The 26,749-nt window shown below is 56.6% G+C and carries 24 protein-coding genes and 1 pseudogene; 12 read left to right on the top strand and 13 right to left on the bottom strand.

Annotation, left to right across the window (positions count from 1 at the left end; genetic code table 11):
• Positions 1-7: 7 nt before the first annotated feature.
• The 7 genes from dddP to proV form a co-directional block, all read right to left on the bottom strand.
• Positions 8-1,354, bottom strand: coding sequence for a dimethylsulfonioproprionate lyase DddP (dddP, locus tag FGE05_RS05010; protein ID WP_024778802.1), 1,347 nt, complete (start codon positions 1,352-1,354; stop codon positions 8-10).
• A 144-nt stretch (positions 1,355-1,498) separates the two neighbouring features.
• Complete coding sequence (locus tag FGE05_RS05015; protein ID WP_055135259.1) at positions 1,499-2,989, bottom strand: aldehyde dehydrogenase; 1,491 nt, start codon at positions 2,987-2,989, stop codon at positions 1,499-1,501.
• A 1-nt stretch (position 2,990) separates the two neighbouring features.
• Positions 2,991-3,893, bottom strand: coding sequence for a dihydrodipicolinate synthase family protein (locus FGE05_RS05020; protein ID WP_139642042.1), 903 nt, complete (start codon positions 3,891-3,893; stop codon positions 2,991-2,993).
• 137 nt (positions 3,894-4,030) lie between these two features.
• On the bottom strand, positions 4,031-5,350 hold the full coding sequence (locus FGE05_RS05025; protein ID WP_139642044.1) for an FAD-binding oxidoreductase: 1,320 nt from the start codon (positions 5,348-5,350) through the stop codon (positions 4,031-4,033).
• A 312-nt stretch (positions 5,351-5,662) separates the two neighbouring features.
• The gene (proX, locus tag FGE05_RS05030) at positions 5,663-6,691 is read right to left on the bottom strand and encodes a glycine betaine/L-proline ABC transporter substrate-binding protein ProX (RefSeq protein WP_139642046.1); all 1,029 of its coding nucleotides are present in this window, start codon (positions 6,689-6,691) and stop codon (positions 5,663-5,665) included.
• Positions 6,692-6,746: 55 nt separating this feature from the next.
• Positions 6,747-7,700 carry a glycine betaine/L-proline ABC transporter permease ProW gene (proW, locus tag FGE05_RS05035; protein WP_139642048.1) on the bottom strand — a complete coding sequence of 318 codons (954 nt, stop codon included), beginning with the start codon at positions 7,698-7,700 and terminating at the stop codon, positions 6,747-6,749.
• 96 nt (positions 7,701-7,796) lie between these two features.
• Positions 7,797-8,957: a glycine betaine/L-proline ABC transporter ATP-binding protein ProV gene (gene proV, locus FGE05_RS05040; RefSeq protein WP_139642049.1), complete on the bottom strand. Its 1,161-nt coding sequence runs from the start codon at positions 8,955-8,957 to the stop codon at positions 7,797-7,799.
• A 331-nt stretch (positions 8,958-9,288) separates the two neighbouring features.
• Between proV and FGE05_RS05045 the strand changes: the two genes are divergently transcribed.
• The 12 genes and pseudogenes from FGE05_RS05045 (at position 9,289) to FGE05_RS05095 (ending at position 21,783) form a co-directional block, all read left to right on the top strand.
• Positions 9,289-10,257: a LysR family transcriptional regulator gene (locus tag FGE05_RS05045; RefSeq protein WP_139642051.1), complete on the top strand. Its 969-nt coding sequence runs from the start codon at positions 9,289-9,291 to the stop codon at positions 10,255-10,257.
• Between the two features lie 257 nt (positions 10,258-10,514).
• Positions 10,515-11,750 carry an SRPBCC family protein gene (locus FGE05_RS05050; RefSeq protein ID WP_139642053.1) on the top strand — a complete coding sequence of 412 codons (1,236 nt, stop codon included), beginning with the start codon at positions 10,515-10,517 and terminating at the stop codon, positions 11,748-11,750.
• 379 nt (positions 11,751-12,129) lie between these two features.
• Complete coding sequence (locus tag FGE05_RS05055; RefSeq protein WP_139642055.1) at positions 12,130-13,026, top strand: nitrilase family protein; 897 nt, start codon at positions 12,130-12,132, stop codon at positions 13,024-13,026.
• Between the two features lie 35 nt (positions 13,027-13,061).
• Complete coding sequence (locus FGE05_RS05060; RefSeq protein ID WP_139642056.1) at positions 13,062-14,225, top strand: substrate-binding protein; 1,164 nt, start codon at positions 13,062-13,064, stop codon at positions 14,223-14,225.
• 58 nt (positions 14,226-14,283) lie between these two features.
• Complete coding sequence (locus FGE05_RS05065) at positions 14,284-15,117, top strand: branched-chain amino acid ABC transporter permease (protein ID WP_139642058.1); 834 nt, start codon at positions 14,284-14,286, stop codon at positions 15,115-15,117.
• Positions 15,110-16,921: an ATP-binding cassette domain-containing protein gene (locus tag FGE05_RS05070; protein ID WP_139642060.1), complete on the top strand. Its 1,812-nt coding sequence runs from the start codon at positions 15,110-15,112 to the stop codon at positions 16,919-16,921. The genes FGE05_RS05065 and FGE05_RS05070 overlap by 8 nt, the downstream gene beginning before the upstream one ends.
• Complete coding sequence (locus tag FGE05_RS05075) at positions 16,918-17,625, top strand: ABC transporter ATP-binding protein (protein WP_139642061.1); 708 nt, start codon at positions 16,918-16,920, stop codon at positions 17,623-17,625. The genes FGE05_RS05070 and FGE05_RS05075 overlap by 4 nt, the downstream gene beginning before the upstream one ends.
• Positions 17,626-17,630: 5 nt before the next feature.
• Positions 17,631-18,632 carry an asparaginase gene (locus FGE05_RS05080; protein ID WP_139642063.1) on the top strand — a complete coding sequence of 334 codons (1,002 nt, stop codon included), beginning with the start codon at positions 17,631-17,633 and terminating at the stop codon, positions 18,630-18,632.
• Between the two features lie 9 nt (positions 18,633-18,641).
• Positions 18,642-19,793: a transporter substrate-binding domain-containing protein gene (locus FGE05_RS05085; protein WP_139642065.1), complete on the top strand. Its 1,152-nt coding sequence runs from the start codon at positions 18,642-18,644 to the stop codon at positions 19,791-19,793.
• Positions 19,794-19,797: 4 nt separating this feature from the next.
• The gene (locus FGE05_RS05090) at positions 19,798-20,406 is read left to right on the top strand and encodes an ANTAR domain-containing response regulator (RefSeq protein WP_139642066.1); all 609 of its coding nucleotides are present in this window, start codon (positions 19,798-19,800) and stop codon (positions 20,404-20,406) included.
• Positions 20,407-20,459: 53 nt separating this feature from the next.
• A pseudogene (locus tag FGE05_RS30035) lies at positions 20,460-20,588 on the top strand (AraC family transcriptional regulator); the annotation flags it as partial.
• A gap of 283 nt (positions 20,589-20,871) precedes the next feature.
• Positions 20,872-21,783 carry a pyridoxal-phosphate dependent enzyme gene (locus FGE05_RS05095; protein WP_139642068.1) on the top strand — a complete coding sequence of 304 codons (912 nt, stop codon included), beginning with the start codon at positions 20,872-20,874 and terminating at the stop codon, positions 21,781-21,783.
• Between the two features lie 117 nt (positions 21,784-21,900).
• On the opposite strand, the gene FGE05_RS05100 is transcribed toward FGE05_RS05095, so the two are convergent.
• Genes FGE05_RS05100 through FGE05_RS05125 form a run of 6 tightly spaced genes read right to left on the bottom strand, consistent with a single transcriptional unit; the run spans position 21,901 to position 26,735 of the window.
• On the bottom strand, positions 21,901-22,770 hold the full coding sequence (locus FGE05_RS05100) for a DUF6282 family protein (protein ID WP_139642071.1): 870 nt from the start codon (positions 22,768-22,770) through the stop codon (positions 21,901-21,903).
• Positions 22,767-23,543 (bottom strand): alpha/beta hydrolase, encoded by a 777-nt coding sequence (locus FGE05_RS05105; protein WP_139642072.1) that lies wholly within the window; start codon positions 23,541-23,543, stop codon positions 22,767-22,769. The genes FGE05_RS05100 and FGE05_RS05105 overlap by 4 nt, the downstream gene beginning before the upstream one ends.
• Before the next feature lie 18 nt (positions 23,544-23,561).
• Positions 23,562-24,551, bottom strand: a complete 990-nt coding sequence (locus FGE05_RS05110; RefSeq protein WP_139642074.1) for a nitronate monooxygenase family protein — start codon at positions 24,549-24,551, stop codon at positions 23,562-23,564.
• A gap of 60 nt (positions 24,552-24,611) precedes the next feature.
• On the bottom strand, positions 24,612-24,980 hold the full coding sequence (locus FGE05_RS05115; RefSeq protein WP_139642076.1) for an antibiotic biosynthesis monooxygenase: 369 nt from the start codon (positions 24,978-24,980) through the stop codon (positions 24,612-24,614).
• A 28-nt stretch (positions 24,981-25,008) separates the two neighbouring features.
• Positions 25,009-25,569, bottom strand: a complete 561-nt coding sequence (locus FGE05_RS05120; protein WP_139642078.1) for a flavin reductase family protein — start codon at positions 25,567-25,569, stop codon at positions 25,009-25,011.
• Positions 25,566-26,735: an LLM class flavin-dependent oxidoreductase gene (locus tag FGE05_RS05125; protein ID WP_139642080.1), complete on the bottom strand. Its 1,170-nt coding sequence runs from the start codon at positions 26,733-26,735 to the stop codon at positions 25,566-25,568. Before FGE05_RS05125 ends, FGE05_RS05120 begins: the two co-directional genes overlap by 4 nt.
• Positions 26,736-26,749: the final 14 nt, after the last annotated feature.

The following is a 26,749-nucleotide window of genomic DNA, read 5'->3' on the forward strand; positions in this document are numbered from 1 at the left end:
TCGAGTTTCATGCTTGCAGAAAACTGTCGTCGAAAGGGTAGTGCGTCAGCAGTTCATAGCCGGTTTCGGTGACCAACAACTGGTTCTCCAACTTGATGCCATCGCGGCCACCCACTTCACCCACGTACGCTTCGACGCAAAGGGCCATGCCTGGCTGCAGCTCGCCCTCGTATCCGTAAGATTCCAAGTCCTCCGGATAGCGGATACTGGGGTACTCGTCGCACAGGCCGACGCCATGGAACAGCACGCCGTATCGCTGGGCGCGGCAGAGTTCGGGCAGCCGATGCGACTGCTTGGTCAGCTCCGTGAAGCGCACGCCTGGCTTGATCAGCTCGATGTTGTGGGTGATATGGTCATGGGCAATTCGATACAGGCGTTTCTGTTCGGCCGTAGGCTCCAGCCCGCCGCAGATCCAACTGCGGGACATGTCCACGCACATGCCGTAGGTGCCGATCAGATCCGTGTCGAATGACAATAAGTCGCCGTCGCTCAACACCCGTGGGCCAGACTCCTGGAACCAGGGATTGGTGCGAGGGCCGGAGCTGAGAATTCGGGTCTCGATCCATTCGCCACCGCGGCGGATATTACCGGCATGCAGGGCGGCCCAGACATCGTTTTCAGTCACGCCGGCACGCATGGCCTGGTGCATTTCGGCTACCGAAGCTTCGCACGCGGCCACCGCACAGCGCATCGCCTTGACCTCATCAGGGCCCTTGATCATGCGGGAGAATTCAGTCACTTCCTGGCCGCTGCAGATTTCGATCGCCAATGCATCCAAGGCGCGCAGGCCAGCGACTTCGATTCGATCCACCGCAAGCCGACGATTGACACCGGCGTGTTGGCGCAGCAACTCGTCGATTTGCGCGGCGAAATGTCTGGCGTGTCGGTCGGTGTGCTCACCGGTCTCGAAAAAGAAAAAAGACGCGCCACTGCGCAACTCTGTCACCAGCGGCAAGTGGGCGGACAGGTGATCGCAGCCATGAAAGTCCCACAGGACAACATGTCCACTGGCGGCGACGAAGCATGCCCGTGCGGGATTATGGGTCGTCCATAACTGCATGTTGGTGGTATCGGTTGCGTAGCGGATATTCAGCGGATCGAATAACAGAATGCCGCCCAGGTCACGGGCTACCAACTGATCAACCAGTCGTTGCAATCGGTATGTACGCAGGGTGGGCAGATGGGGCGGTTCCAGGCCCAAACGTTCCCACTCCGCAAAAGCCAGCGGCGTGGGGCCTATTTCGACGCGGTCGTTGTCCTCGGCGGAGCCATCTTTTTTTAATGCAGTTGCACGTTGTCTGGCTGGGTCGATGCGTCGGGCGTTGGCTGGAATCGAAAAAGGTGAAGAAGTCATGATGGCGTCCAGAGTTCAATCTGTGAAAGGTTCTGCCTGACCAGGCGACCAACAAGCCGAAGGGCGTCCATAGCCCGGTCACCGCTTGCGTGAAGCGGTGACCGGGCTACTGAGCGTCGTCAATACAGCACGTGCCTGATCAGGTTACGAAGCGTCAATCCAGATGGTTTTCAGCTCGGTGTATTGGTCATGCGCCCAGACGGATTTGTCGCGACCACCAAAGCCTGATTCCTTGTAGCCACCGAACGGTGTAGATGCGTCGCCTTCCCCGAAACAGTTGACGGTGACCACGCCCGCACGAATCTCCCGCGACAGGCGCAAGGCATTACGCAGGCTGCCGGTATAGGCGGATGCCGCCAGGCCGTAGACTGTGTCGTTGGCAAGTTCTATGGCTTCGTCGAGAGTACTGAAGCTGGTGACACTCAGTACCGGCCCGAAGATCTCTTCGATAAACAGGCGACTTTCACGTTCGACTCCGTCGATGATCGTCGGCTGGACGAAGACGCCGGACTCAGTCCCGCCACCTTGCGTCACGTTGAGTTGCTGCTCGGCGGCCAATTCCAGATACGAGCGCACTTTATCGAAATGCGTTTTGCTGATCATGGCACCGAGGCGATTTTCAGGATCCAGTGGGTCGCCCATTTTCCAATCACGCAAATGCTTGCCGATCAGTTTCAGCAGTTCATCCTTGACGTCTTCATGGACAATCAGCCGTGAGGAGGCCGAGCAGTTTTCGCCCATGTTCCAGAAAGCGCCGGCGGTCACATACTGGGCAACCTGATCGAGGTCTTCGCAATCATTCATCACCACGGCGGGGTTCTTACCCCCCAGTTCGAGCACCACGCGCTTGAGGTTCGACTCGGACGCGTACTTGAGAAATAACCGGCCCGTGTCGGTAGAACCGGTGAAGCTGACCATTGCCACATCCATGTGCCGACCGATTGCTTCGCCAGCCTCCCGGCCGCCGCCAGGGGTAATATTGAATACGCCTGCCGGAATACCGGCCTGATGCGCCAACTCGGCAACACGCAATGCGGTCAGGGTGGTTTCCTTGGCCGGCTTGACCACGATGGAACAGCCAGCGGCCAAGGAAGGGCCGATCTTCCAGGCCAGCATCAGCAATGGGAAGTTCCAAGGCAGGACCAGGCCGACGACACCGATCGCTTCGCGCACCACCAGGGTTACCGCACCCTGGCCGGTCGGCGCGGTACTGTCGTACACCTTGTCGATCAGCTCCGCATGCCAGCGCAGGGTATGGATGGTATCGGGCACGTCGACGTTCTGGCATTCGCTGACTGGCTTGCCACTGTCCAGGCTTTCCAGCACGGCGAGCTCGTGTGCATTGTCTTCCAGCAATTGAGCGAAGCGCAGCAGCACTTGCTTGCGTGCGCCCGGTGACAGCTTATGCCAGCGCCCATCCTCGAACGCCTGCTTGGCGGCAGCCACGGCAACGTCGACGTCACGGGTATCGCATGCCGCAACCTCTGCAAGCTTTTCACCCGTGGCCGGGTTCGTCGTGATGAACGTTTTTCCAGAGAGGGCATCCCGGAACTCGCCGTTGATGAATGCCTGGGTAGGAAATTCCAACTTGGCGGCGATGGCCGCGTACTGTTCCTTGGTCAGTAGATCAGCCATTTCAGGCACCTCCAGTGATCTGCGCGATGTTGCGCTTGAGCTCGGTGACGACGCCTTGCAGCGTCTGCTTTTCATCCACATCCAGGCCCTGCAGGGGGGCGCGCAGGCCACCGGTGCTCAAGCCATTCAGTTCACACCCGTACTTGATGGACTGGACAAACTTCCCGCCTTCCAGAGCGTCCATCAGTGGCATCATCGCCGCCATGATGCGACGGCCTTTGTCGAAGTTTTTCTCGACGACGCAGGCCTCGTACAGGGCGACGTGCTCGCGAGGGATGAAGTTGGAACCGGCACACACCCAGCTGCGGGCGCCCCATGCGAAAAACTCCAGGGCCTGATCGTCCCATCCGCAAGACAGGGCGATGCGCGGGTATTTACAGGCCAAACGGTGCAACTGGGCCATGTCGCCGGAGCTTTCCTTGATGGCGACGATGTTTGTCACATCGCTGACCTCATCAAAGAATTCCTCGCCCATGCTTACGCTCATGCGGCCTGGATAGTTGTAAAGCATGATGGGGAGCGAGGCCGCGCGGTCCACAGCCTTGACATGCAATGCGATCTCTTTTTGCGTTGGCAGCGCATAGGGGGGCGAGCCAACCAACAATGCATCGGCCTTGATGGCCTTCGCTGCTTCGGCGTAGGCGACCGAGTCCTCAGTGCGAATGGCCCCGGTACCCACGATCAGCGGTAGACGACCGCGCAACACGTCCTTGGCCTGGGCGGCCAAGTCGAAACGCTCCTGGGGAGAGTGGGCGTAATATTCGCCGGTTGAGCCGCCAATAATGACACCGTGCACTTTGGAGTCGACCAGATACTCCAGGACTTCGGCAAAGGCTGTCTTATCGATACTGCCGTCAGAGGTCAGGGGCGTAATGGCCGGTGTGTAAATGCCTTCAAATTTCATCAATCTCGCTCCAATTAGTATCACTGTCTTTCAAGCGGCGCCGCTCGATAGGTCAGCGCCGCCAGTTTTTCAACCATGGGAAGCCGCCTGCAGAAGAACGAACAAGCGGACTGGAACTTCTTAAAATATGGGGCGGGTCAGCTTTCTTTACCGGCTCGGTATTGCCCCCAGCGCAAACTTATATTGACGCCTGCTGAAACCAGTGGAGCAGGGGGGTTAGGGCATGGCCCCGGCGATTTCAAGACGAAATCGATGAGTTCAGAGTGCTCCCCGGCCAGCCAGTCCGCTAAGAGCTTCCCGGTGGCTGTCCCACGGGTAACCCCCAACCCGTTGCAGCAGAGTGCTCCATAGACATTGGGCGACAGTTCGCCGAAATGCCCCATGTGGTTACGTGAAAGCGCCAATGCGCCTCCCCAGGTATATTCGAACTTCATCTCAGGCAACATAGGAAAGCGTTGCTCGAAAGATGCCTGATGCCTGGCAACAAAGCGTTTCAAGTATTTTGAATCGCTGCGGCCGTCCGGATTGAAGCTGAAACTGTTACGGATCAGAAGACGGTGGTCCGGTGTGCGACGTACCGTAGTACCGAATGGATCCGCAGGGATGACACCCCAATAAGGTCGGCCGCCGAGGCGAGCTTGCTCTTGTTCGGTCATGGGGCGGGTCAGGCTGGCATAAGTGAACACCGGCAGCATTCGCCCTTTGAGAAAGCCGAAACTCATACCAAAGGCATTATTGGTCAGGATCAGTTTGTCCGCGGTGATTGAACCTGAGGCATGCTTGAGTACCGTCTTTGTGCCATATTCCACATGAGTGATTGCAGTGTTTTCGTACAGCGTCACATTACTGGGAAGACTGTCGGCCAAGCCTTTGACAAGCGCCGAAGGCTGAAGCAGAGAAGTCCCTGGGGTAAACAATGCTTTACGGTAGAAATGCGTGCCAATATGTTCGGGTAATTCACCAGCCTCAATCATCTGGTAGGGCTGATCGAGTTTATCGAGTCCGCGGCGATAGGCATCCAGAACGGCGATGCCTCTTGGTTCAACGGCGGCCTGATATTTGCCACAATGCTTCATTTGGCAATCGATGCTGTGTTGTTCAACTAACTCTTTTAGATAATTCAGGCCACTCAAATTAAGTTTAAGTGTTGTTTTTGCCGTGGCGATATCGCCTATGTAATCCTCCGCGGCGATGTCATGCGGCAAATCGATAGCGAACCCGGCATTGCGACCGGAGGTGCCAAAACCCACTTCCTGAGCTTCGATCAACAGGATGGTGTCATCGGGAAAATGAGCCGCCAGCTGACGGGCGGCGGCAAGCCCTGTGAAGCCGGCACCGACAATGACCCAGCGTGCGTGGCTATGGCCTTGGTGGGCTGGCTTGATCTGGCGCCCCTTGCTCAAGTGGTACCACCCGCAGGATTGGTCATCGGCAGGTAACGAAGATACTTTCAACATTTCAAGATCCTGTTCATTCAACCGATCCGACGCCAGTCATGCAAAACGACCGAGCGCCAAGGAGTGCGGTCATCGTCCTATCAACCGTTGAACCACCGTATGCGCCAGCGAAAGTTGGCAATTCATGCGAGCGAGTATTCAATAGACGTCGCTATCAAGCTTTTAAAGTTTCAAACGACTATGTGGTCTGACGGAATTGAAGTGTTTTTGCAGTTGCCTGGGTTATCGAATCTATACCGGCCTACATCCCAAACTTGGCTAAAATCTACAGGGTGGAGCCCGTCATCGACTTGCCCCACCGCTGTATTCATATCAATTGTTAGCTTGTGTCGCCGCAGCGCGAGCGGTTTGCAACCATTCGTCAAACTGCTGCCGGTGTGCGGCTACCCACTCTTTGGCGTGACGACGGATATCGGCAGGCTTTTTCTCGCCCTCTTGCATCTTCAAGTTCTGGGCACTTTCGTCAGCGGTGGTGATTTGCATCACTGAGAGGAACTTCAAGGCCGCCGGATTTTTCTGGGCGAAGTCTTTGTTCAACACGGCTTCGACTTTGTCTACTGCAAAGCCAAGGTTCTTGCCCTTGTACATCGTGTCGACATCATTCTTGCCATCCGGCAGGTCGGTTTTCGGTACTTCCAGCCAGACCACATCCTTGTCTTCTACCAAAACAGTGGCGATCCACTGGGGGACCCAGGTGAAGTAGAGAATCGGCTGCCCTTCTTTATAGCGAGTGATGGTGTCGGCCATCAGTGCAAAATAGGAACCCTGGTTTACGTTAATCGATTTCTCCAGGTCATAGGCCTTCATGTGATGGGCGATGACCAGCTCGCAGCCCCATCCAGGGTTGCATCCTGTCATGTCTGCTTTCCCGTCGCCGTTGGTGTCGAACAGTTTGGCGATTTCAGGCTTTTTCAGGTCAGTGATGTATTTGATGCCATACGCGTCAGCGGTTTTCTTGTCGATCAAATAACCCTGGAGTACGCCGGGCATGATGTCGCCCGCCTTGACCATGACCTTGTCGCCCCCGGCCTGCTGATAGAACTTGTCGTGCAGCTTGTCCCACAAGTGCACCGTAAAGTCTGCATCACCGTTACCCAAGGCCATCATCATGACGCTGTACTCTGTCTCCTTGGGCTCTTGTACCTTGTAACCCAGCTCTCGAAGACCCTCGACGGCCACTTCACCGCGAAACCGCTCTTCAGCAATAGAAGGGAAGATAGGGGTGATCTTCACACCGTCTCCCGGTTGGTTCACCGAAGCGTTGGCACAAAGCGACATGGCCGCAATGGCGAGGGCTGTAGCGCAATTGAGCATGCTGCGGGAAAGCTTGAATTCAGACATCGTCGCGTACCTTTTTTGGGGTTTTATCTTCATTGCGGCAGATCGAATGGAAGGGTCAGGCGGTCTTGCTCCGCCCCGCAGGCTGTCTCGCGCCGCACAGGCGTAGCAGAAGGCCTGCGGGACCGGTGTGATACCAGCGCAGGCTTGGGTCGGCTCCGGTGCGGGCGCCCATGGCCTGGGTCAGGCGGTCAAGGAAGATGGCAAGCAGCACCAGGCCTGTCCCGCCGACCGTGGCCAAGCCCATGTCCAGGCGGCCGATGCCCCTCAGGACCATCTGGCCGAGACCACCCACCGAGATCATTGAAGCGATGACCACCATCGACAGGGACAGCATCAAGGTCTGATTGAGTCCGGCCATAATGGTCGACGTCGCCAGTGGCAACTGAACGCGGGTCAGCATCTGCCGTGGAGTGCAGCCAAAAGCGCGAGCAGCTTCTATTTTGTCCTCAGGTACCTGGCGGATGCCCAGGTTCGTCAGGCGCACCAGAGGGGGCAGGGCGAAGACGATGGTCACCAGGATGCCCGGCACGTTGCCGATGCCGAACAGCATGACGACGGGCACGAGATAAACGAACGCCGGCAGCGTCTGCATGGCGTCGAGTACGGGGCGCAGGACCTTTTCCAGATTGTCACTGCGGGCGCAGAGAATCCCCAGCGGTACACCTAGCAATGCACAAAAGAATACCGATGTCAGTACGAGTGCCAAGGTGGTCATCGACTCGGACCAGACGCCGATAAGGCCTAGCAGCGTGAGGGTCACAAAGCACAGTGAGGCCATGCGTTTCCCGGCCAGTTGCCATCCCAGCAAAGAAGACAGGAGGATCCCGATGCTGGGTGGAATGCTTTGCAGAATGTATTCGATGCCGTTTAGTACCTGGTCAATCGGCCAACGGATGGCGCGGAACACATCGCGAAAGTTGTGCACCAGAAAATTGAGGATGCTTTCAACCCAATCACCCAGTGGGATAGTGGCGACTTGAAACGGATCGAGAAAACTGAACTCGGACATCAGGGCTTACCTCTTCATATCACCGTAGCGGCGCTATAAGGGCCGCGGATACTTCAGGTCATCAGGGACGCGCCAGCTTGGCGGGGCGCGGCTGTATTAATGGCGGCTGAGCGTTTGCAGTAACTCGCTCTTTGACAGCGTCCCGGTGAGCGCGCCCGAACGGTCCAGTACAGGGACCGGATAGGGCAGGTGGGCTGCAATCTCCAGCACCTCGTGCAGGGGAGTATCGGTAAATACGGGCTGGTGTTTATGGAGGGTGTAATGCGTGCTGCCACCCGCGCCGCTCGTATCGATATCGACGACCCCGAGTAGTTGTCCAAGTTCGTCGATCAAATAACCAAACGGTAGGCCAGCTTTGAATCGTGGTGCTTGGCCATTTGCCTTGCGAACCGATTCCGGATCAAGCCTGGCCACATCGCCTGCCTTGAGAATGCGGGAGCTGTCGAATCCTTTGAAGAATGTACGCACATAGTCATTGGCTGGTTGACTGATCAACTCTTGAGGCGTGCCGATTTGCACCACCTGTCCCCCTTCCATGATTGCGATGCGATGGCCGATGCGAACGGCTTCCTCGATGTCGTGGGAGATGAAGATAATGGTCCGCTTTTGCTCGGCTTGCAGGCGAATGAGCTCACCCTGCATCTCGCTGCGGATAAGCGGGTCCAGAGCGGAAAAGGCTTCGTCCATCAGCAGGATGGTCGGGTCGTTGGCAAGCGCACGGGCCAGGCCTACGCGTTGTTGCATGCCGCCGGAAAGTTGGTGCGGATAACTGTGCTCCTGCCCTGCAAGCCCGACCTGGGCGAGGGCTTCCCTGGCGCGCTCATGACGTTCCTTTTCACTGATGCCGGAAATTTCCAGCCCAAAGGCGGTGTTTTCGAGAACGCTCATATGGGGCATCAAGGCAAAGGATTGAAACACCATGCCCATCTCTTTGCGGCGAACATCGAGAAGCGCTTTGTCATCCAGCCCGGTAATTTCTCGACCGTTCAGATAAATACTGCCGGACGTCGGCTCGATAAGGCGGTTGAACAATCGCACCATCGTGGACTTGCCAGAGCCTGAAAGTCCCATGATTACAAAGATTTCACCGCGCTTGACGGCAAAGCTGGCGTCGAAAACACCAATTACTTGGCCCGTTTTCTCGAAAACATCCTTTTTGCTTGCTCCGGCGCTAAGCATTTTCATCGCCGCATCAGGTTGTGCGCCAAATATTTTAAAAACATTCTTAACGGAAATTATTTCGTCTGGATTAGTCATTGCGTCCCTCCTTTGCGTGTAACGCTACAGCGCACGAAACCAAATTGAGATCGAGCGTTGGTAATTTAGGCGGGCAGTAATAGAAGATGGATATGCGCATGACCTGTACCTGGTTTTTATTGTTTGCCCTTGTGGTCGGGCTTTTTTTAAATCTATGGGGATCCGGGTCTTAAATCCAACAACATTTACAGGGCTTTTTGGATAACCTAACGTTATCGTTGCTGGCTGAAGCGACTGCCTTGGCGCAATCACGACGCTTCTTATGGCCTGGGCTAGGCTATTGAGTTACGCTCCGCCGCTTTCGCGGATGATAGGAGGATGAGGGCTTACCATGCTCAGCAGACACGTTGACCCCGATACATTACTGCTTAGGATGCCTTCCCTTCGGGCTGTCAGAGCGTTTGTCGCCGCCGCTAAATATGAAAGCTTTACTCGGGCAGCAGAGGCCTTGTGCGTATCACAAGCCGCAATCAGCCGGCAGATTCGAGAGCTTGAGGACTCCTTGGGCGCTCAACTGTTCATGCGTTCCGGACGCACAGTAGAACTAACCGCCGAGGGAAAGATTTTTTTTGAGGCGGCGCAACTGTCGTTCGTTAATATCGCGCAGGCAGCTGAAAGAATTAGAACCGCTCCGACGCAGAAGCATATTCTGACCGTTTGTTGCTCACCTGCTTTTTCTGCGTTATGGCTAACCGAGCATCTTCCGGAGTTTCGTGCGACCAACCCGGATATTGAGTTCAATCTGATCACCACTCAGAATTTCGTGAATATGGAACCTGGCGTAGAGCCGGACATCATCATTTCAAAAATTCGCAAGGTGGGGGACGGGTATAAAAGCTACCAGCTGTGCCACGATATTATTTATCCTGTTTGCTCTCCAGCATTTTTGGAAGCGCATCCCGAACTGACCTCACTTGAAGGGGTACGCGATTCTTCGCTGCTTAATCTAAGTCCATATGGACGCTCGGGCGTGGCTGAGCATGTGGACTGGGGGGTGTGGCTGGCCTTTCTGAACGTTGATATCGATGAGCGTCCTGCCGACTGTCCGCCTATTTTTCATGCCAATGACTACAACCTGATCATGAATATGGTCTTGACCCACCAAGGTGTCGCATTGGGCTGGAATCAGCTTGTCGGGGCAATGGTCGAAAGGGGCCAGCTTGTTCGTCCCGTCGAGCACCAAGTGACGCTTCGAAACAGTCTTCATTACGTGGCTTGCAATGAAAGGTCTGAATATGAAGATGCCTGTCGGCGAGTACGGGACTGGATCCTTTCGAAGTTTTCCAGATGGAGCGTGTAGGTTTTCCCTCTGATTACAGAGCAGCTGTAAGCATGGAATTGTCCGGATTTGATGGCTCATAACGGCAAGTTATCAGTTGAGCGACGAAAATGTAGTTTTGCCGACTGAGTGAGCCGTCGTACCCTCTTGTTAAACATGGCTGGGACATGCGTATCGGCGTCTAAGTTGACGATTCTGCGCGCAGGCTTCGTTGGTCATGACGCTGTTTTCCGGACATATTTGCCGTTAACCGTCAGGTTGATGTGTAGAGGATAATAATGAATAAGCCAACATCCGTGATTGACCTGATTCAAAAGCGCAAAGCACGTCACGCGCTACCTCGTGAACTGTATATCGAACCTGAGGTGTTTCGTCAGGATCTTGAGCAGATCTGGCACAAAGACTGGATTTTTGCCGGTCATACCTTTGAAATTGAAAAACCCGGACAGTACTTGACGTTGCAGATCGGCGACTATCCGATTTTAATCATCAGGGATAAGAGCGGCCAGGTCCGTGCTTTTCACAACGCCTGTCGTCATCGTGGTTCTAAAGTTTGCGAGCACGCCCAAGGCAAAGTCGCGAAGCTGGTGTGTCCTTATCACAAGTGGACTTTCGAGCTGGATGGCAGTCTTTTATTTGCCGGTAACATGGGGGCCGATTTCGACAGGACTCAATATGATCTGAAGCCGGTACATTGTGAAATTGTCCACACTTACATTTATGTATGCGTCGCTGATAAGGCGCCGGAGTTCGATAGTTTCAGGAACTCTGTAAGTCCTTTCATTGCCCCCCATTTCCTGGATAACTGCAAAGTTGCTTTCGAGTCCAATCTCGTGGAAAAGGGTAACTGGAAGCTCGTCTTTGAAAACAATCGCGAGTGCTTCCATTGTGACGGTACGCATCCTGAATTGATGAATTCCTTTGTCGAGAATCTGTCGGTTGCAGGAGTCGGGGGCGAAGATGATCCTGAACTGACTGCGCACTGGCAACGCTGCGAAAGCGCGGGTATGCCGAGCAAACTCGTCATGGATCCGAATGGGCGTTTCCGTATGACGCGCATTCCGCTTTCCGCGGGCGCCGTGAGTTACACAATGGATGGCAAGCCTGCTGTGGCGGGACGCCTGGATAAAAGCGGGGAGCCGGACATTGGTGCGTTGCTCTACTTTAACTACCCGTCTACCTGGAACCATTTTCTCGGCGATCACGCATTGAGTTTTCGCGTACTTCCAATCGGCCCTGGCGAAACGCTCGTGACGACCAAATGGCTTGTACCCAGTACTGCCGTTGAAGGTGTTGACTACGATATCGACCGGCTGACAAAAGTCTGGCTCGCCACCAACGATCAAGACCGTCGTTTGGTTGAAGGTACGCAGGCCGGTGTTACCTCTCCGACTTACGAACCCGGTCCTTTTTCGGACATCGCAGAAAACGGCGTATGCCAGTTCGATGATTGGTATTGTGAAACCATGCTGACGCGTCTGCCGGCTCAGATACCACTCAAACCGGTGGATTGATTTCGTGAGACAACGGCCAGCGGTTCTGCGTTGGCCACAACTGCATGTATACAGCCAGGAAAGGCTTACTGGTGCTGCTGTTTTGCCATTTGAGCGAGATTTCCCAACTTCATCCCGGTCAAGGACAGCAGGGGGATCTCGTCGCCAAAGCCTCGCTGATTCGAACGGACCTGCCGACGATGAGCGTCGCTTCCTCACGTTGTTCACTCAAAAAAACGTTGACATCATTCGACATGTCTCTGTAGGTTGAGCGCCATAGGTCGCCATTTCGTACTCGAAATCGCAGACCCCCGGCAGTAGTGCTGGGTACATATCGGCTATAGAAGCCCCCGATTTGCGTGAGTAGCGCATTCGGGGGCTTTTTTTTGGAAAAAATAAAATGCCTGCTTTGCGATCCTCTGATGAAACCCAAGTATTTCCGAGCATTACCGTGGCAGCCGTGCAGATGGAGCCACGAGTGGGCTGCAAGGCTGAAAATCTGGAAGTGTCGCTACGCCTGATAGCTGAATCGGCCGGCGCCGGTGCGCAGATCATTGTTCTGCCCGAGTTGGTCAACAGCGGGTATGTCTTTTCTTGTCGCGAAGAAGCATTTGAACTAGCCGAATCCGTACCGGCAGGCCTCACCGTTCAGGCGTGGCAGGACGCAGCCCGCCAGCACAATGTTTACGTCGTTGGCGGTGTTGCCGAGCAAGTGGGCCACAAGCTGTACAACTCCGCTGTCATGGTGGGCCCGGAAGGTTACGTCGGTACTTATCGCAAGCTCCATCTGTGGGGTGACGAGCATCTGTACTTCGAGGCCGGCGATCTGGGTCTACCGGTTTTCCATACGCCACTTGGCCGTTTGGCGATGATCATCTGCTATGACGGCTGGTTCCCGGAAGTGTATCGACTGTTGGCCATGCAAGGCGCTGATATCGTCTGTATGCCTACCAATTGGGTGCCCATGCCAGGCCAGGGCGATCATCCCACGATCATGGCCAACACCCTGGCCATGGCCAATGCTCATGCCAACAGTCTGAACATCATTTGCGCTAACCGTGTCGGGACCGAGCGCGGTCAGCACTTCGTTGGCAACAGCCTCATTGTCGGTGCCGACGGTTGGCCGTTGGTTGCCCCGGCCAGCGCTGACCGCCAGCAAATCCTCTACGCCGACATCAACCTGAAGGCGTCTCGCCAATCCCGGCATCTCACGACGTTCAACACGGTCCTGCGTGACCGACGCTCCGACATCTACGACCCCATGCTCGGCACGGGCTGGCCGCTGCCTCACTACTAACCCACCTCTACAATAAAACTATCGAGGACACCCACATGACCACCACTCACCCCCTCATCCGTATCGCTGTTCTTGCCGCGATGGCATTCGTCGCCACCCAGGGTCACGCCGCTGAACCGATCAGGATCGGTGTGGCGGTGGGGCTCTCTGGCGCCAACAGCGTCGTGGCACCCGCTGTTGTTCAGTCTTCTCAACTCGCCGTGGAGCAGATCAATGCCGCCGGGGGAATACTCGGTCGTCCAGTGCAGTTGGAGATTGTTGATGATGCTTCCGGTGCAATCGGTGCCCAGAAAGCATTCGATACGCTGGTGCTGGAAAAGAAAGTCGATGCCATTATCGCGATGGAAAGCAGCGCGGCGCGCAACGCCGCTTTGCCTGTTATTTCCCGAGGTCGCGTTCCCTATATCTATACCTCGTTCTATGAAGGGCGCTCTTGCAATAAATGGATGTATGCCAACGGCTGGGTGCCAGAACAGCAAGTCGCTCCGGTAGTGGATTACTTCACCCAAAAGCTCGGAGCAAAGAACTACTTTCTTGTCGGCAACGATTACGCCTTTGGCCGGGGCATGCTCAAGTTTACAAAAGCGTACATTGAGCAGCACGGTGGGAAGGTGATCGGCGAAGAATACCTTCCGATGGACGGCAGTGACTGGACCGCTGTCATCTCAAAAATTCGTTCCACGCAACCTGATGCGCTTATCAGTGCTACGGCGGGGGGCGCACCTAACGTGTCACTGGCAAAGCAGTTGAAAGCGGCTGCCTTGGCGCTGCCCTACGGCAACCTGGCCATCGACGAAGGCACGGGTAAGACCATGGGGGATGTCGCTACGGGCATGTATATGTCCGCCTCATACCTGACCAGTATCGATACCCCGGAGAATAAGAAATTCCTGGCCGATCTCAGCCAGAAATTCGCCGGGAATCTGTCTACGCCAAACGAGCTATCCGAGCCGCAATATGAAGCCTTCTTTCTCTATAAGGCCGCGGTGGAAAAAGCCAACTCCACCGACTCCGCAGAAGTCATAGACGCGCTGAAAGATGTATCCATTGTAGGGCCTCGGGGGGTGGTGCAAATGAATGCCAGTCGTCATACGCCGCTGGCGATGCGTCTTGGGCAGATCCAGGGCGATGGCTCGATCCGCATCCTTGAAACCCAGGAGGGGGTCAGCCCGGGTAACCAATGCCCGAACTTGAAATAGTCCACTGCTCGATCACTCAGTATCGCTTCACGTTACAGGCTCCCCGGAGGGAGATGTCATGGTGTTAATTCTCGATATAACTACAACAATAGCCATGTTGTTCATTGTGACTGCGGGTTTGATGATGATTTTCGGCATCATGAAAATCGTCAACTTCGCCCATGGTGCCTTGCTGACAATGGGTGGGTACGCGGCTTTTGTCGTGACCCAACTGGGATGGAGTCCTTGGCTTGCTTGGCCGTTGGCTCTCGCCACTGGCGTGACGGTAGGCGCGATCATCGAATACCTGATTGTTCGTCCGCTTTATAAACGTCCCCTGGATGCCATCCTGGCAACCTGGGGCCTGGGTATCGTGATAGGTCAGTTGATCATCATCGGCTTTGGTCGGGATGTGAAGTTCGCAGACGTGCCGCTGACAGGAACCTGGTCGTTGGGTGGGGCGAATTACTCCTCTTATCGGTTGCTGCTCATTCCCTTGGCTCTCGGCTTGTGCGCATTACTGACGGCGCTCCTTAACGGTACACGCTTCGGCGTCAAAACCCGGGCGGTCATCATGAACGAGGAGTTGGCCAGCGGCCTGGGCATCCACGCCGGACGCATACGATTCATCACCTTCAGCCTGGGCGCTGGCCTGGGCACATTGGCAGGGGCTTTGATCAGTCCGCTTTCGAGCATTGACCCGGGCATGGGGATCACCTGGCTGGTTTCAGCCTTCATGCTGGTGATGGTTTCCGGGCATTCGATGCTCAGCCTGATAGTGACGTGCGCGGTGTTTGGCGCATGCCAGGTTCTCGTCAGTACCTATGCGAGCCCAGTGCTGGGCGGACTCACGATTGCCGTCTTGGCGGCGTTGACCTTGCGTATTCGTCCAAAGGGGTTCGCACATGTCTGACACTACCTTGCACGCGGTAAATACCGAACCCACGGGATCCAGTCGAGAGGGGGCATGGAGTCGCTCCGTAGTGCTGGCTTTGGTGAGCATTACCTTGCTGGTCGCAGGACCATGGATTTTCGACAGCTATGTCCTAAATCTGTTGATCAAGGCATTTCTGTTTGCAGTCGTGGTCCTCACGGTGGATGTGCTTTGGGGCTATATGGGCTACCTGACTTTCGGGCAGTCGGCGTTCTTTGGCATCGGTGCGTATGCCGCCGGATTGGTGTTCACTCACTTTGGTCTGTCGCCCGGTACGATTGCCACCGCAATCGGGTTGGCCGTCGTTGTCCCCGTGGTGGTTGCAGGCCTGGTTGGGTGGCTCTCTTTCTACCGGGGAGCGTCACCTTTTTTCGCGACGGTGATCTCGTTAGTGCTGCCCATCGTAATGACCCAACTGCTTCTTTCCGGTGGGGAGTGGACAGGTTCCAGCTCCGGCCTGACCGGCTATGAAACGTTCGACCTGTCTCTGGAAACCTGGTACTGGATCGCTGGTGCTGGCCTTGCACTGATAGGACTTTTCGCCTGGCTATTTGTACGCAGTGACGCAGGTCGTGTGCTGGCGTCAATTCGTGACAACGAGTCCCGATGTGCTTATTTGGGGATCAACGTTCCTTCCATCAAAATCATATTGCTGATCGTGACCGCTGCTATTACAGGGATCGCAGGCTTTGGCTATGGCGCGTTCAGTGGCGTGGTCGCTCCCGAGTTATCCGGTTTCGTCCTGGGAACCGAATTGATCATCTGGGTTGCCTTGGGTGGACGTGGGACTTTGTGGGGCCCCATGGCCGGGGCGATTCTGATCAACGTTGCCACCGCGTACCTGGGCAGTCGGATGCCGTTCTTGTGGCAACTCATCCTCGGTCTCTCTTTTGTGCTGGTTATCGTCCTGCTCCCGCAGGGCATCGTGCCTGCGCTGCTCAAACCCTTCGGGTTCGGTGCCCATGGGCGACGAGCGCCCACGCTGGTTGAGCGTGCAGTCAGAGCTGTTCCTGAGGCGGGTGGGCGTGCTGCACTTGTCATGGAGGACGTAACGAAGAGCTATGGCTCGCTCAAGGTTCTACAGGGCATCAACCTCACGGCTGCGGCAGGTGATCTGGTTGGACTGATCGGCCCCAATGGCGCGGGTAAGACTACGTTGATGCGTTGCATGAGCGACGGGGCCGATCGTACTTCAGGCGCGGTGCATCTCTGCGGCAACGATATCCGTCGACTGCCGGCTGAGGCCTGCGTTCGTTTTGGTCTCGGGCGCAAATTTCAGAACGCCAATATCTTCGAATCGCTGACTGTAGCCGAGTGCCTGCGCATGGCGAGTACCCTTCACGAACGACCTCTGTTGTTCAGTCGGGCGGACACACTGGCCTTGCCATCTTATGCCCTGGACGTGCTGCGAGTCACCGGGCTGGAAACCATGCTGGATGTGGTCGCTCGCGACTTGTCCCATGGTGAACAGCAAGCGTTGGAACTGGCCATGGTTCTCGTCCTGGAACCTCGCGTCGTGCTTCTCGACGAGCCTACTGCAGGGCTGACAAAAACCGAGCGTACGCAAATCGGCGTAGTGATCTCCCTACTCGCACATCGCTACAAGCTTTGCTGCCTGCTGGTTGAGCACGATCTGGATTTTGTGCAGCAGATCGCTACGCGAATCGTGGTATTGCACCAAGGAAAGATAGTCATGCAGGGGACTTTCGAGGAGGTCGTCAATTCGGACCTGGTCAAGACGATTTATGCCGGATCCGCGCTCGCTCCCGGGGAGGTTGTATGAACGGTGCTACCTTGGCATTGAATGCAGTCACAAGCGGTTACAGGGGCTCAGTCGTCATACGGGACATGTCGTTCAAGGTTTCGGCCGGCGAAGCGATAGCTTTGCTGGGCAAGAACGGCATGGGTAAGACGACGTTGCTCAAGACGATTATGGGGTATCTACCCAAGAAACAGGGTTCCGTGCAAGTAAACGACAGCGACATTACGCGACTGCCGCCTCATCGAGTAGCGCATGTGGGCATCGCCTATGCCGCTCAGGAGAAAGCGCTTTTCACCGAATTGAGTATCCGGGACAACCTCCGCATGGGGCTTGAAAAAGACTCGCTGTTCGATGAGCGTTTTGCGGCAATCGAATCGGTGTTCCCAGTGTTCAAGGATCGTCTGAAGCAATATGCCGGGACCTTATCGGGAGGCGAGCAGAAGATGCTGTTGGTGGCACGTGCGTTGATGATGCGCCCCTCCATCATTTTGCTCGACGAAATCACCGAAGGCTTACAACCCTCGGTGATTGACCGAATAGCTGGAGCACTGATGCACGAACGGCAACTCCACGGTACGACAATGCTGCTGATCGAGCAAAATGTGCCGTTCGCCCTGAAGGTGGCGGATCGATACCTGGTTCTCAAACAAGGTGAAATCGAAGAGGAGGGCGACGCCAACGCACCGGGTGCTACCGAGGCCATTTTCAATCATCTGAAGGTATGAATCCCATGGCCCTGTCCAGTTCTGACGACCTGCCTGTGTGCCTGTTCATCGCAACAGGCGGAACAATTGCCATGCAAGTGGATTCTTCTACGCTGGCCCCGGTACCTGCGTTGTCGGGCAGCGACTTGATCGAGGCTGTACCTGAGATTGCGAAGATTGCGCGGCTGCAAGTCAACAACCTGTCCAATGTTCCGTCAGTCGAAATGGGGCCGCTGCGCTGGATGCAGCTTCATCATCAGATTGAAGCTGCATTAGCTCGCGAGGACATTAGCGGAGTGCTGATTTCCCATGGTACCGATACGCTTGAAGAGACCGCATGGTTTCTCGACCTGACGCTGACGTCCCGCAAACCCGTCGTCCTCATCGGTGCCCAACGGAACGCATCCGAACCGGATTTCGATGGGCCGCGTAACTTGAGGAGCGGCGCAAGGGTATGCGTTGACCCTGATTCGTTTGGCAAGGGAGTGATGGTCGTGCTGAACGACCAGATCAATGCCGCTCGGGAAGTCAGCAAAACACATACCTCGGACGTGGAGTCATTCAACTCGGGAGACGCCGGCTTGCTCGGAAGAGTGGACGGCGATACCGTCACCTTCTTTCGTTCATCTTGCCGTCGACGACACCTGCCATTGGAGCATGACAGTCTGGCTCGCGTTGACATCGTGCCAATGTATGCCGGAGCGGACGGGACATCGTTAAAGGCAGCTGTACAGGCGGGCGCCAAAGGCGTTGTCATCCAGGCGCTAGGGGCGGGCAATGTGAATGGCGATATGTACGCAGCCATTTCGGATGCAATCGAGTCGGGTATCACCGTGGTCGTTGCCACCCGGGTACCGCGTGGACGGGTAAGCCCCTTGTATGGCTTCACTGGAGGCGGTATGACGTTGAAAGCTGCCGGCGTCATTTTCGCCAATGATCTAAGTCCACAGAAAGCCAGGATATTGTTGATGCTGGCTATCCAGGTCCCTAGATCGGCAACCGAACTACAAGACATTTTTGACCGATAGGTGAGCGTCATGCCAAGCACCAGGACAGCAGTCGCTAAAGACCAGGGATGGCCAGTTGGTATCTTGTACTCGCGCTCGGGTGCCACCGGCGTCACCGAGTCCGAGCATTTTTTTGGTACTGCGCTTGCCATTGAGGAAATAAACGCGCTGGGCGGTGTGCTGGGCATGCCGCTCATCCCAACCGCCTATGACCCCAAGGGGTCTACGGAAGAATATCGGCGTTTGACCAGCAAGCTGCTTATTGAAGACGAGATCAACGTCATTTTTGGTTGCTCGCGATCTTCCAGTCGCAAGGCCGTGCTACCCCTTGTCGAACGCCATAACGCGTTGCTCTGGTATTGCTCGTTTTATGAAGGATTCGAATATTCACCGAACATCATTTATACCGGTGCCGTTCCCAATCAGAGCAGCATCCAGCTCGCGGCCTACCTGTTGCAAAACAAGGGCACCCGGTTCTTTCTGGTGGGCGCGGATTACATCTACCCCCGTGAGTCCAATCGCATCATGAGGGACGTCGTTGAGCAGTACGGTGGCGAAATCGTGGATGAAGTCTACCTGCCCATCGAAGCAGAAGTAGATCAGCTCAAGGAAGTCTTGAGTGACATCCGCGACGCTCAGCCGGATGTCGTCTTCTCGACCCTGGTTGGACAGTCGGCGCGATCCTTCTATCAGCTCTATGGCGAGCATGGGCTTGATCCCAAAAAAATCCCCATTGCCAGTCTCTCCATGGCCGAAGAAGAGATCCGTTTGATCGGACCACCGCTATGTGAAGGCCACATCACCGCTGCCACCTATTTCGGTTCGCTGCGCAACGACAGCAATCAACGATTCATTGAGCTTTGGCGCAAACGATTTGGCGATCGCCCCACCAGTACCTGGTCGGAAATGGCGTATTCCCAGGTTCACCTGTTTGCACGTGCCTTGGAGAGAACTGGCAGTCTGGATACGCGCAAATTGGTCAACGCCGTACACAAGGTAACGTTCGATTCTCCGGAAGGGCCCATTGCTATTGATGCCGAAAACAATCACTGCGCTCTGACTCCCCGGATCGGCGTCTGTCGCGGTGATGGGCAGTTCGATGTCGTATGGGAAAGTTCAGGTCCGGTCAAATCCGATCCTTACCTTTCTACCTTCGGCTTCTCTGAGTTCTGGTTGAGGTGACGCCATGAGTTCCAGTCTTCGCCGTCTCTATGAAGACTTGCGCAGTATCTGCGTAGCCCTCGTTTATCCACCTGGTGACGACCGCGAGATTGTCATGCAGCAGCTGAAAAGAATCGGATGCCGCGTAAAGATCATATGGCCATTCCCTTCAGAGCCTCCTGCGGACGTCGATGTGATTCTCTTCCAGATCACCCAGGAACTGGAAGGAAACAAGATCTGGTCGGGCGCCTCGGTGTCCGCGGCACTCATTGCGCTTTCCGACTATGAAAGCCCGACCGTATTGAAGCTGTTACTCGATACCCGTGCTCACGGTGTGATCTCCAAACCGTTTCGCTCCTCTGGAATCCTCAGCACGCTGGTACTTGCGAGAGCCTCGTATAGCTATCAGGAACGGTTGCAGGGAAAGATAGACAAGCTGGAGCTCACTATAAAATCCCGGCGCCAGATCGAAAAAGCCATTCGTGTACTGGTCGAGCGCCAGAACCTGACTGAGACGCAGGCATACGAGCACATGCGATCGCGGGCAACCAAGTTGCATGTAACAGTCGCCGAGGTATCCGGAATGATCATCGAGGCCCATGAAGCCATGGAAAAGCTTGGTTTGAAGCTTTAGCCTGTAGGGTGCTGCTTGTGGTCGCCGATTTGTCGGTTCGTAGCCTTGCCCTGCGCTTTGAAAGCGCATCTCAGTTCAGTCGCGAATACATTAGGCAATTCGGTGCGTCTCCTGTCCGCGACGCGCGCGAAATACGTCAGGTAATCACCGCCGAGGCTTTTCAATACGACTTCAAGGTTTGACAACCATGAATGAAGCCAACTAGGACTGCTTGATCAAACAGGTTGCCACTTATTGGCATTCATGCGCGCCGACGGGATCAAACTCATGATTGGCACCGCTTTTTTTCCACTGCGTAGCGACCCGGCAAACAACCAATTCTGTTGTTTTTGCAGGCATCCGGCCTGTGCGAAGGGTCTTGGGGTTTGTCTTGGGAGCACGTCGCATTCCAGCGTTCGACCTGGATGTCGAGATTGAAATACAGGCGCTGGCCTGATGAGTACCTCGTGATACGGAGCTGAAAATATGTCCCTGAGCATCAAGACCCCTCTTCTGGAATCCCTGCCTTTTAGTCAACTGGCTGGCACCAAGGTATGGATGAAAATGGAGGCAGCACAACCTTCTGGCTCGTTCAAGATTCGTGGAGTGGGGTACGCCTGCGAGCAACATCATGCCCGGGGTGCCAAGCGCTTTATCTCTTCGTCAGGCGGCAATGCCGGACTGGCGGTTGCCTATGCCGGGCGTCGACTTGGCGTTCCTGTCATCGTCGTTGTTCCAGAAACCACTACTGAGCGGGCGCGAAACCTGTTGGGCTTGGAGGGGGCTGAAGTAATCGTTCATGGCAAGTCTTGGTTCGAGGCGAATGAGCTTGCCCGTTCGTTGCTGACATCTGATGACGCCTTCATCCACCCGTTCGACGATCCGCTCCTGTGGGAAGGGCACGCCTCAATGATTGATGAGGTTGTTGCCGAAGGTGTCCGCCCCGATGCCGTCGTGCTCTCTGTCGGCGGTGGTGGCCTTCTGGCCGGTGTCGATAGGGGCTTGTGCCGTAATGGCCTTGGTAGCATCCCGATCTACGCCGTCGAGACGGAGGGAATGGCATCGTTCAATGCGTCTATCAAAGCGGGGCAGCTAACGGAAGTAACGGTGTTGTCCGGAGTGGCAACCTCGCTCGGTGCCAGGCAGGTTTGTCAACGCGCATTCGACATTTCGAAAGAGCGTCGAGTGGTACCGGTGCAGGTTACTGATCAAGAGGCTGTTGGCGCGTGCCTGGTTTACCTGAATGACCACCGTACGCTGGTCGAGCCAGCCTGCGGGGCGGCCCTGGCGCTGCTCTACGGAAACAAAGTGGCCCTGAGTGATTTCAGCAACGTGTTGGTCATTGTGTGCGGTGGCTCCACTGCAACCATCGAGTCACTGTCCAGCTTCCGAGGCTAACAAAAAGAGTTCTTGGGTACGTGGTGGTTAGCCAGATGCAGGCGGCGTCGACGGGGAATACGCCGGTGCTCGCGGCGTTCGTGCAAGACGCGCCAAACAAGCACCGGTCCGTCCGCGCTACGGCTCCAGTCGCAGCAGTTCTCGCGCATTGCCTCGGGTGATCTGCTGCGCTCGCTGACTGCCCAATCGCATCCGTTCGAACCAAAGCAAACTGTCTACCTGCCATTGTTCGATATCAGGTTGAGAGGTCTGGCCCAGGTCGGAACTATAGAGCGCCCTGGGCACGTCGCGCAGGACCTGGGTGAAGTCTTCCCATGACTGGTAGCCGAGCAGATAGGTCAGTGCGGTTTGTTCGGTGTAGACCATGGGCGCTTGAGCCAACTCCAGCAGGGCACCGGCGTCCAAACCGGTTAAAGGATTCGCCGGTTGGTTGAGCATCAATCGGGGCACATCCAACCGAACCGCCGCGTCGATCAACAGACGCACTTCCTGGGCGTCGGCATGGCCGGTAGAGATGACGATCGGGTAGTCCCGGGCCATCCGCAGCACATCCAATGTCTGTTCGTTCAGTTTCCCTTCATGGCTGACGGTCAGCGGCCGGATCGGGTATTTATCCAGGATCCAATGGGCACTGTTGCGCTTGAGGCGGGACTGGTGGGTGCGACCCGTGACGGTGGGAAGGTGCACGATCAGCCGGGCTTCGCTGTCTCCGTGTTGGCACAGCGAACGCTGTACCACTCGGAAATCGATACCGCCGACGATTTCATTGAGAACCACCGAGCCGGAGACGGGAAGTCCTTCCTGTCGGGCCTCCCAGGCTTGTGAAGCGCTGCAGCCCAGGTGGTTCTTCAGCACCACCCAGCCGTTCAGCGAGCTGTAGCGCCGACCTGTCTCCATCACACCATGGCGTCGCAGGTAGGCGTCGGGACCTGCGTGATAATGCACATCGATAAAGTCAGCTTCGAGTAAACGCCGTGGGTGGCTCATGCGGCCACCTCCAGGTTGATGCCCAAGTGCTCGCGCACGGTGCGCATGACCAATGCCGGCGCGTCGAGCAATGGGCGCATGCCGCCATCGGGAATGGGTAACCGGTAATGGCGGGCCTGCTCGTTGACATGCACGTTGATACCGCGCACCAGCTGTGACTGTTCACCATAGACCGTCAGTAATGCACCGGGAAAACTGTGGCTGGCCTGCCGCAGATCGAGGCGATTGAGCAGCCGGAAACCCAGGTGCAGGCGCTTGGCCTGGAGTGCGGCACTGGCTTGGTCGATGTCGATTGGCCCGCTGGGGCGTGTCCGGGTCGCCGGTTGTACGAATTGATCGAGCAGTTGAAGCGCTTGTTCAAGATCGCCAAGCAGGGCCAGATCGGCCATTTTCCCCAGTCGACCATCGAGAATTCCATCCGCCAACGCAGGGGAGGACAGCAACAGCACATTGCTGACCCGGGTCGCGAGGCGGGTGCCGAGTAACGCCTGGACGACCGCGCCACCCAGGGCCGAGCCTACCAGTAGATCGATATGGCCCAGCGCCGACAACACGTGTTGCCAACGCTGCGAAAAATCTTCAAGGGATTCGCTCTCGTCAGCCAGCAGCGATAGCGTGTCGAATACGACCACCCTGTAACCCGCTTTTACCAGAGGCGCGATCATGGGCTGGAAGAACAGACCTTCATCCCAAACGGGCATGACCGGTGACATGACCACCGCCAGTTGATTGCCGTTGCCCCATTGGCAGCTTACTGCATTGGACGTTTGCATAATCTTTCTCCCGGGTGCTCAAGCGATTTTGTCGAGAGCCAACAGTTGTTGACTGTTGCGCAGGATTCGCGTGGTTTCGCTCAACAAGTCGTGGACGATCTGGCGTGCCGGCTTGATGTCGCCGACCAGATCCAGAACCTCACCTGCCCATATCGCGCGGTTGTCGAGATCGTCGGCGAGAACCGCCCGGGCATAGTCCTGTCGGATCGAATCCGGCGCCTCTCGCAGTGCCTCGTCGCGGCCCAGCCACGCTTGCGAAAACCGGTTGGCGATGGCCCGGCCGCTGTAGTGTTCAGGCCATTCGATGCCGCGCACCAGATCGAAAATTCGCGTGCGCACCGTGTCCGACGTACTGGATTCGATCAGGCGCTTTTTGAACGCGGCAGAAGGCAGGGCCTCCTCGGACGCGAGGAAGCGTGTGCCCAACATGACCCCGTCAGCCCCCAGCATCAACGCTGCCGCCACGCCACGCCCATCTGCGATACCTCCGGCCGCAATCAGCGGGACCTTGTCGCCGACTTGATCCTGCACGGCAGGCAACAGTGGCATCAGGCCGCGGCGCAAGCTATGCCCGCCAGCCTCGGCGCCTTGGACGATCAGGGCATCGGCCCCGGCGTCCAGGGCCGCACTGGCCTGGTCCAGCTCATGGATCTGCACGATAACTTTTGCGCCGGCCCGATGAATGATCGGTACGAATGCCGCAGGATCGCCAAATGACAAGGCTATGGCGTTGGGTCCGTATTCCAGTGCCAGATCCAGCAGCGCCATGTTCCGTGCCACGGTGAACATCACCAGGCCGACGCCCCATGGCTGTTTCAGCTCTCGCATGGGCGCCAGCTCGGTGCGCATCCACTGTTCGTCGCCGTAGCTGGCGCCGACCAGCCCCAATCCACCGGCCTTGGATACCGCGGTAGCCAGTTTCGCCCCCGAGGCACCCCCCATGGGCGCGAGGACGATGGGGTGGGAAATATTGAAGCGTTGTGTAAGGCGCGTGTTGAGATCAGCCATATCGATACTCCTGTTGTCGTACGGACAGGCCAGCGGGGCCTGCCCGTTTCGGCTTTTTTTTCACTCAGTGATGAGGGCCGCGGTCAGCGCCTGGGGAATGAAATCGCTCACCTGGTAAAGGTGAAACTCCCAGGTCCCGGTGTCCTTGAGGCCCGAATAACGTGACATGAATGACTCGTCCTGAAACAACGAGTCGAAGGCTTCTTTGCTGGTCCATTGCGCCTGGTTGATGACGGTCTTCCCGTCGAGGCTTTTGTACAGTCGGCTCCACTGGAAGGCCGGGTAGGTTTGCGCCACGTACTGGACGGTATCGCGCAGGACGGCCAGGGCGGCATCTTGCTGGCCTGGATTCACATGGACGACGTTCACCAGAAAAATGGCTTGGTCTTCGCCCGATTGTGGCGCCTGGAATTGTTCGATCTGAGTCATGAGTCATTCTCCTGGAGATGGGGGTGGGTCATTGCGTCAGCCGGGCGGATATCGCCGGGCTGCCGTTTTCCCAAAGCAGTGGATTGATAGGCTCGGCGAACTGGACTGCGTCGACGCGGCCGATGATCACATCGTGGGAGCCATAGCTGAGGCGTTTGTCCAAGGTGCAGATAAGGCTCGATTGCGCATCCGCCAGGCAGGGCAGACCCTGGACATCTTCCCATTGCCCGTGGGCGAAACGTTCGGGGCCTTTGACCTGCCCGGCGAACACCGGCACCAGAGCGCTATGGGCCGCGCTCAGTAGATTGACGCTAAAGCGCCCGGACAGCGTGAGCGGGCTGTGGAGGCTGGCGGAGCGGTTGACGCAAATCAGCAGCGCAGGGGGCGAGGTGCTCACCGAGATCACGGCAGTCGCGACCATGCCCACGGGGTCATCGCCGTCGCGGCTGGCGATGATCGCTACGCTGGACGTCAACCTGCGCATGGCGTTCTTGAACTGATCCGTCAATTCGCCCGGATCAACGTCGGTAGGAATCGGCAGGATCGCGACGTTGCCCGAAACACTGCGGGCTCGAGAATATCTGCTCATGCCACGGCCTCCATGATCCTGACAGGCTTGTGCGGCGCGCGCTGGCCGGCTTGCTCCATCAACGGCAACACTTCCTTGACGAAGCGCTCAAGCCCGCTCTGGTAGTCCAGCCAGGTCAGGTTGATGCCGTCCACACCCAGGTCGGACCAGCGCTGCATCTGGTCGACGATCATTTGCGAGGTACCCACCAACGGCACGCCAGCAAAACCCGCCTTGAAATGGAAACGGAAACGCTCGGCATCGGCGGCGTCCTTGAACATACCGCTCTGCACACCGATCTCGCGGGTCACGTTATCCAGCGCGGCGTCGTCTCCATGCTGGGTCACGTAGTAGTCGAGCTTCTGGTGCGCCTGGCTCAGGGTGTCTTCGTGAACGACGTAGGCATACACCCATATCTGCAGTTCCCGGCCATGTTCCAGGCGCGCAAGGTCGCGGTAGGCCTTGATCTGTTCGCGGATGGTGTCGTCGTCATCTTCGTGCTTGAGGATCAGGAACGCGGCGTCGCAGTGCTTGGCACAGAATTGGCGACCCCTTGGAGAGCCGCCAGCGTTCATCAGGAACGGCCGGTTGATCGGCTTGGGTTCGGCGTAGCCTTGCTTGACGTTGAAAAACTCGCCCTCATAGTCGAAGTATCCGTTGGCCTCCCATGCTTTTCTGGCGATCTCTATCCATTCATCGGCATGGTCGTAGCGTTTGTCGTGGTCACGCTGGTGACCATTGAACATGCCCATTTCCTGGCCGAACCAACCGCAGATCATGTTCAACCCGAAGCGGCCGCCACTGATGTGGTCGATGGTCGCCGCCTGTTTGGCGGCAAACAATGGGTGGACCGTGGACAAGTGCGACGTGGTGAACAGTGCGATCTGCTCGGTGACCGATGCGAGGCCAGCGGCCCAGGTGTAGGTTTCGTAGGAGACGCCCATCGGATTGCTGGCGCCTTCCCAGCCGCGCCAACGACCCACGGGCAGCAAAAGCTCAAGGCCTGCTCGATCGGCCAGGGTGGCGATTGCCAGGTTGCTTTGCCAGTCAGCCGCTCGGTGGCGCTCCGGAGCGGTGGTCAGCGTGCAGCCGCCTTCAATATTGAAGCCGAACACGCCGAGTTTGATTTTGTTCTGGCTGTCGCGCACCGGATTCGGTTTGCGAATGGAAACGTTTGCAGTGGTCATGTCATGAGTACTCT

Source organism: Pseudomonas sp. ICMP22404 (assembly GCF_006227205.1).
Lineage (GTDB): Bacteria > Pseudomonadota > Gammaproteobacteria > Pseudomonadales > Pseudomonadaceae > Aquipseudomonas.

Coding starts and splice junctions, on each gene's coding strand:
- FGE05_RS05080 (WP_139642063.1), top strand. CDS start 17,631: ATGGCCCTGTCCAGTTCTGACGACCTGCCTGTGTGCCTGTTCATCGCA.
- proV (WP_139642049.1), bottom strand. CDS start 8,957: ATGACTAATCCAGACGAAATAATTTCCGTTAAGAATGTTTTTAAAATA.
- FGE05_RS05115 (WP_139642076.1), bottom strand. CDS start 24,980: ATGACTCAGATCGAACAATTCCAGGCGCCACAATCGGGCGAAGACCAA.
- FGE05_RS05075 (WP_139642061.1), top strand. CDS start 16,918: ATGAACGGTGCTACCTTGGCATTGAATGCAGTCACAAGCGGTTACAGG.
- FGE05_RS05025 (WP_139642044.1), bottom strand. CDS start 5,350: ATGTTGAAAGTATCTTCGTTACCTGCCGATGACCAATCCTGCGGGTGG.
- FGE05_RS05085 (WP_139642065.1), top strand. CDS start 18,642: ATGCCAAGCACCAGGACAGCAGTCGCTAAAGACCAGGGATGGCCAGTT.
- FGE05_RS05105 (WP_139642072.1), bottom strand. CDS start 23,543: ATGCAAACGTCCAATGCAGTAAGCTGCCAATGGGGCAACGGCAATCAA.
- proX (WP_139642046.1), bottom strand. CDS start 6,691: ATGTCTGAATTCAAGCTTTCCCGCAGCATGCTCAATTGCGCTACAGCC.
- FGE05_RS05090 (WP_139642066.1), top strand. CDS start 19,798: ATGAGTTCCAGTCTTCGCCGTCTCTATGAAGACTTGCGCAGTATCTGC.
- FGE05_RS05110 (WP_139642074.1), bottom strand. CDS start 24,551: ATGGCTGATCTCAACACGCGCCTTACACAACGCTTCAATATTTCCCAC.
- FGE05_RS05060 (WP_139642056.1), top strand. CDS start 13,062: ATGACCACCACTCACCCCCTCATCCGTATCGCTGTTCTTGCCGCGATG.
- FGE05_RS05055 (WP_139642055.1), top strand. CDS start 12,130: ATGCCTGCTTTGCGATCCTCTGATGAAACCCAAGTATTTCCGAGCATT.
- dddP (WP_024778802.1), bottom strand. CDS start 1,354: ATGACTTCTTCACCTTTTTCGATTCCAGCCAACGCCCGACGCATCGAC.
- FGE05_RS05100 (WP_139642071.1), bottom strand. CDS start 22,770: ATGAGCCACCCACGGCGTTTACTCGAAGCTGACTTTATCGATGTGCAT.
- FGE05_RS05045 (WP_139642051.1), top strand. CDS start 9,289: ATGCTCAGCAGACACGTTGACCCCGATACATTACTGCTTAGGATGCCT.
- FGE05_RS05065 (WP_139642058.1), top strand. CDS start 14,284: ATGGTGTTAATTCTCGATATAACTACAACAATAGCCATGTTGTTCATT.
- proW (WP_139642048.1), bottom strand. CDS start 7,700: ATGTCCGAGTTCAGTTTTCTCGATCCGTTTCAAGTCGCCACTATCCCA.
- FGE05_RS05020 (WP_139642042.1), bottom strand. CDS start 3,893: ATGAAATTTGAAGGCATTTACACACCGGCCATTACGCCCCTGACCTCT.
- FGE05_RS05050 (WP_139642053.1), top strand. CDS start 10,515: ATGAATAAGCCAACATCCGTGATTGACCTGATTCAAAAGCGCAAAGCA.
- FGE05_RS05120 (WP_139642078.1), bottom strand. CDS start 25,569: ATGAGCAGATATTCTCGAGCCCGCAGTGTTTCGGGCAACGTCGCGATC.
- FGE05_RS05015 (WP_055135259.1), bottom strand. CDS start 2,989: ATGGCTGATCTACTGACCAAGGAACAGTACGCGGCCATCGCCGCCAAG.
- FGE05_RS05095 (WP_139642068.1), top strand. CDS start 20,872: ATGTCCCTGAGCATCAAGACCCCTCTTCTGGAATCCCTGCCTTTTAGT.
- FGE05_RS05125 (WP_139642080.1), bottom strand. CDS start 26,735: ATGACCACTGCAAACGTTTCCATTCGCAAACCGAATCCGGTGCGCGAC.
- FGE05_RS05070 (WP_139642060.1), top strand. CDS start 15,110: ATGTCTGACACTACCTTGCACGCGGTAAATACCGAACCCACGGGATCC.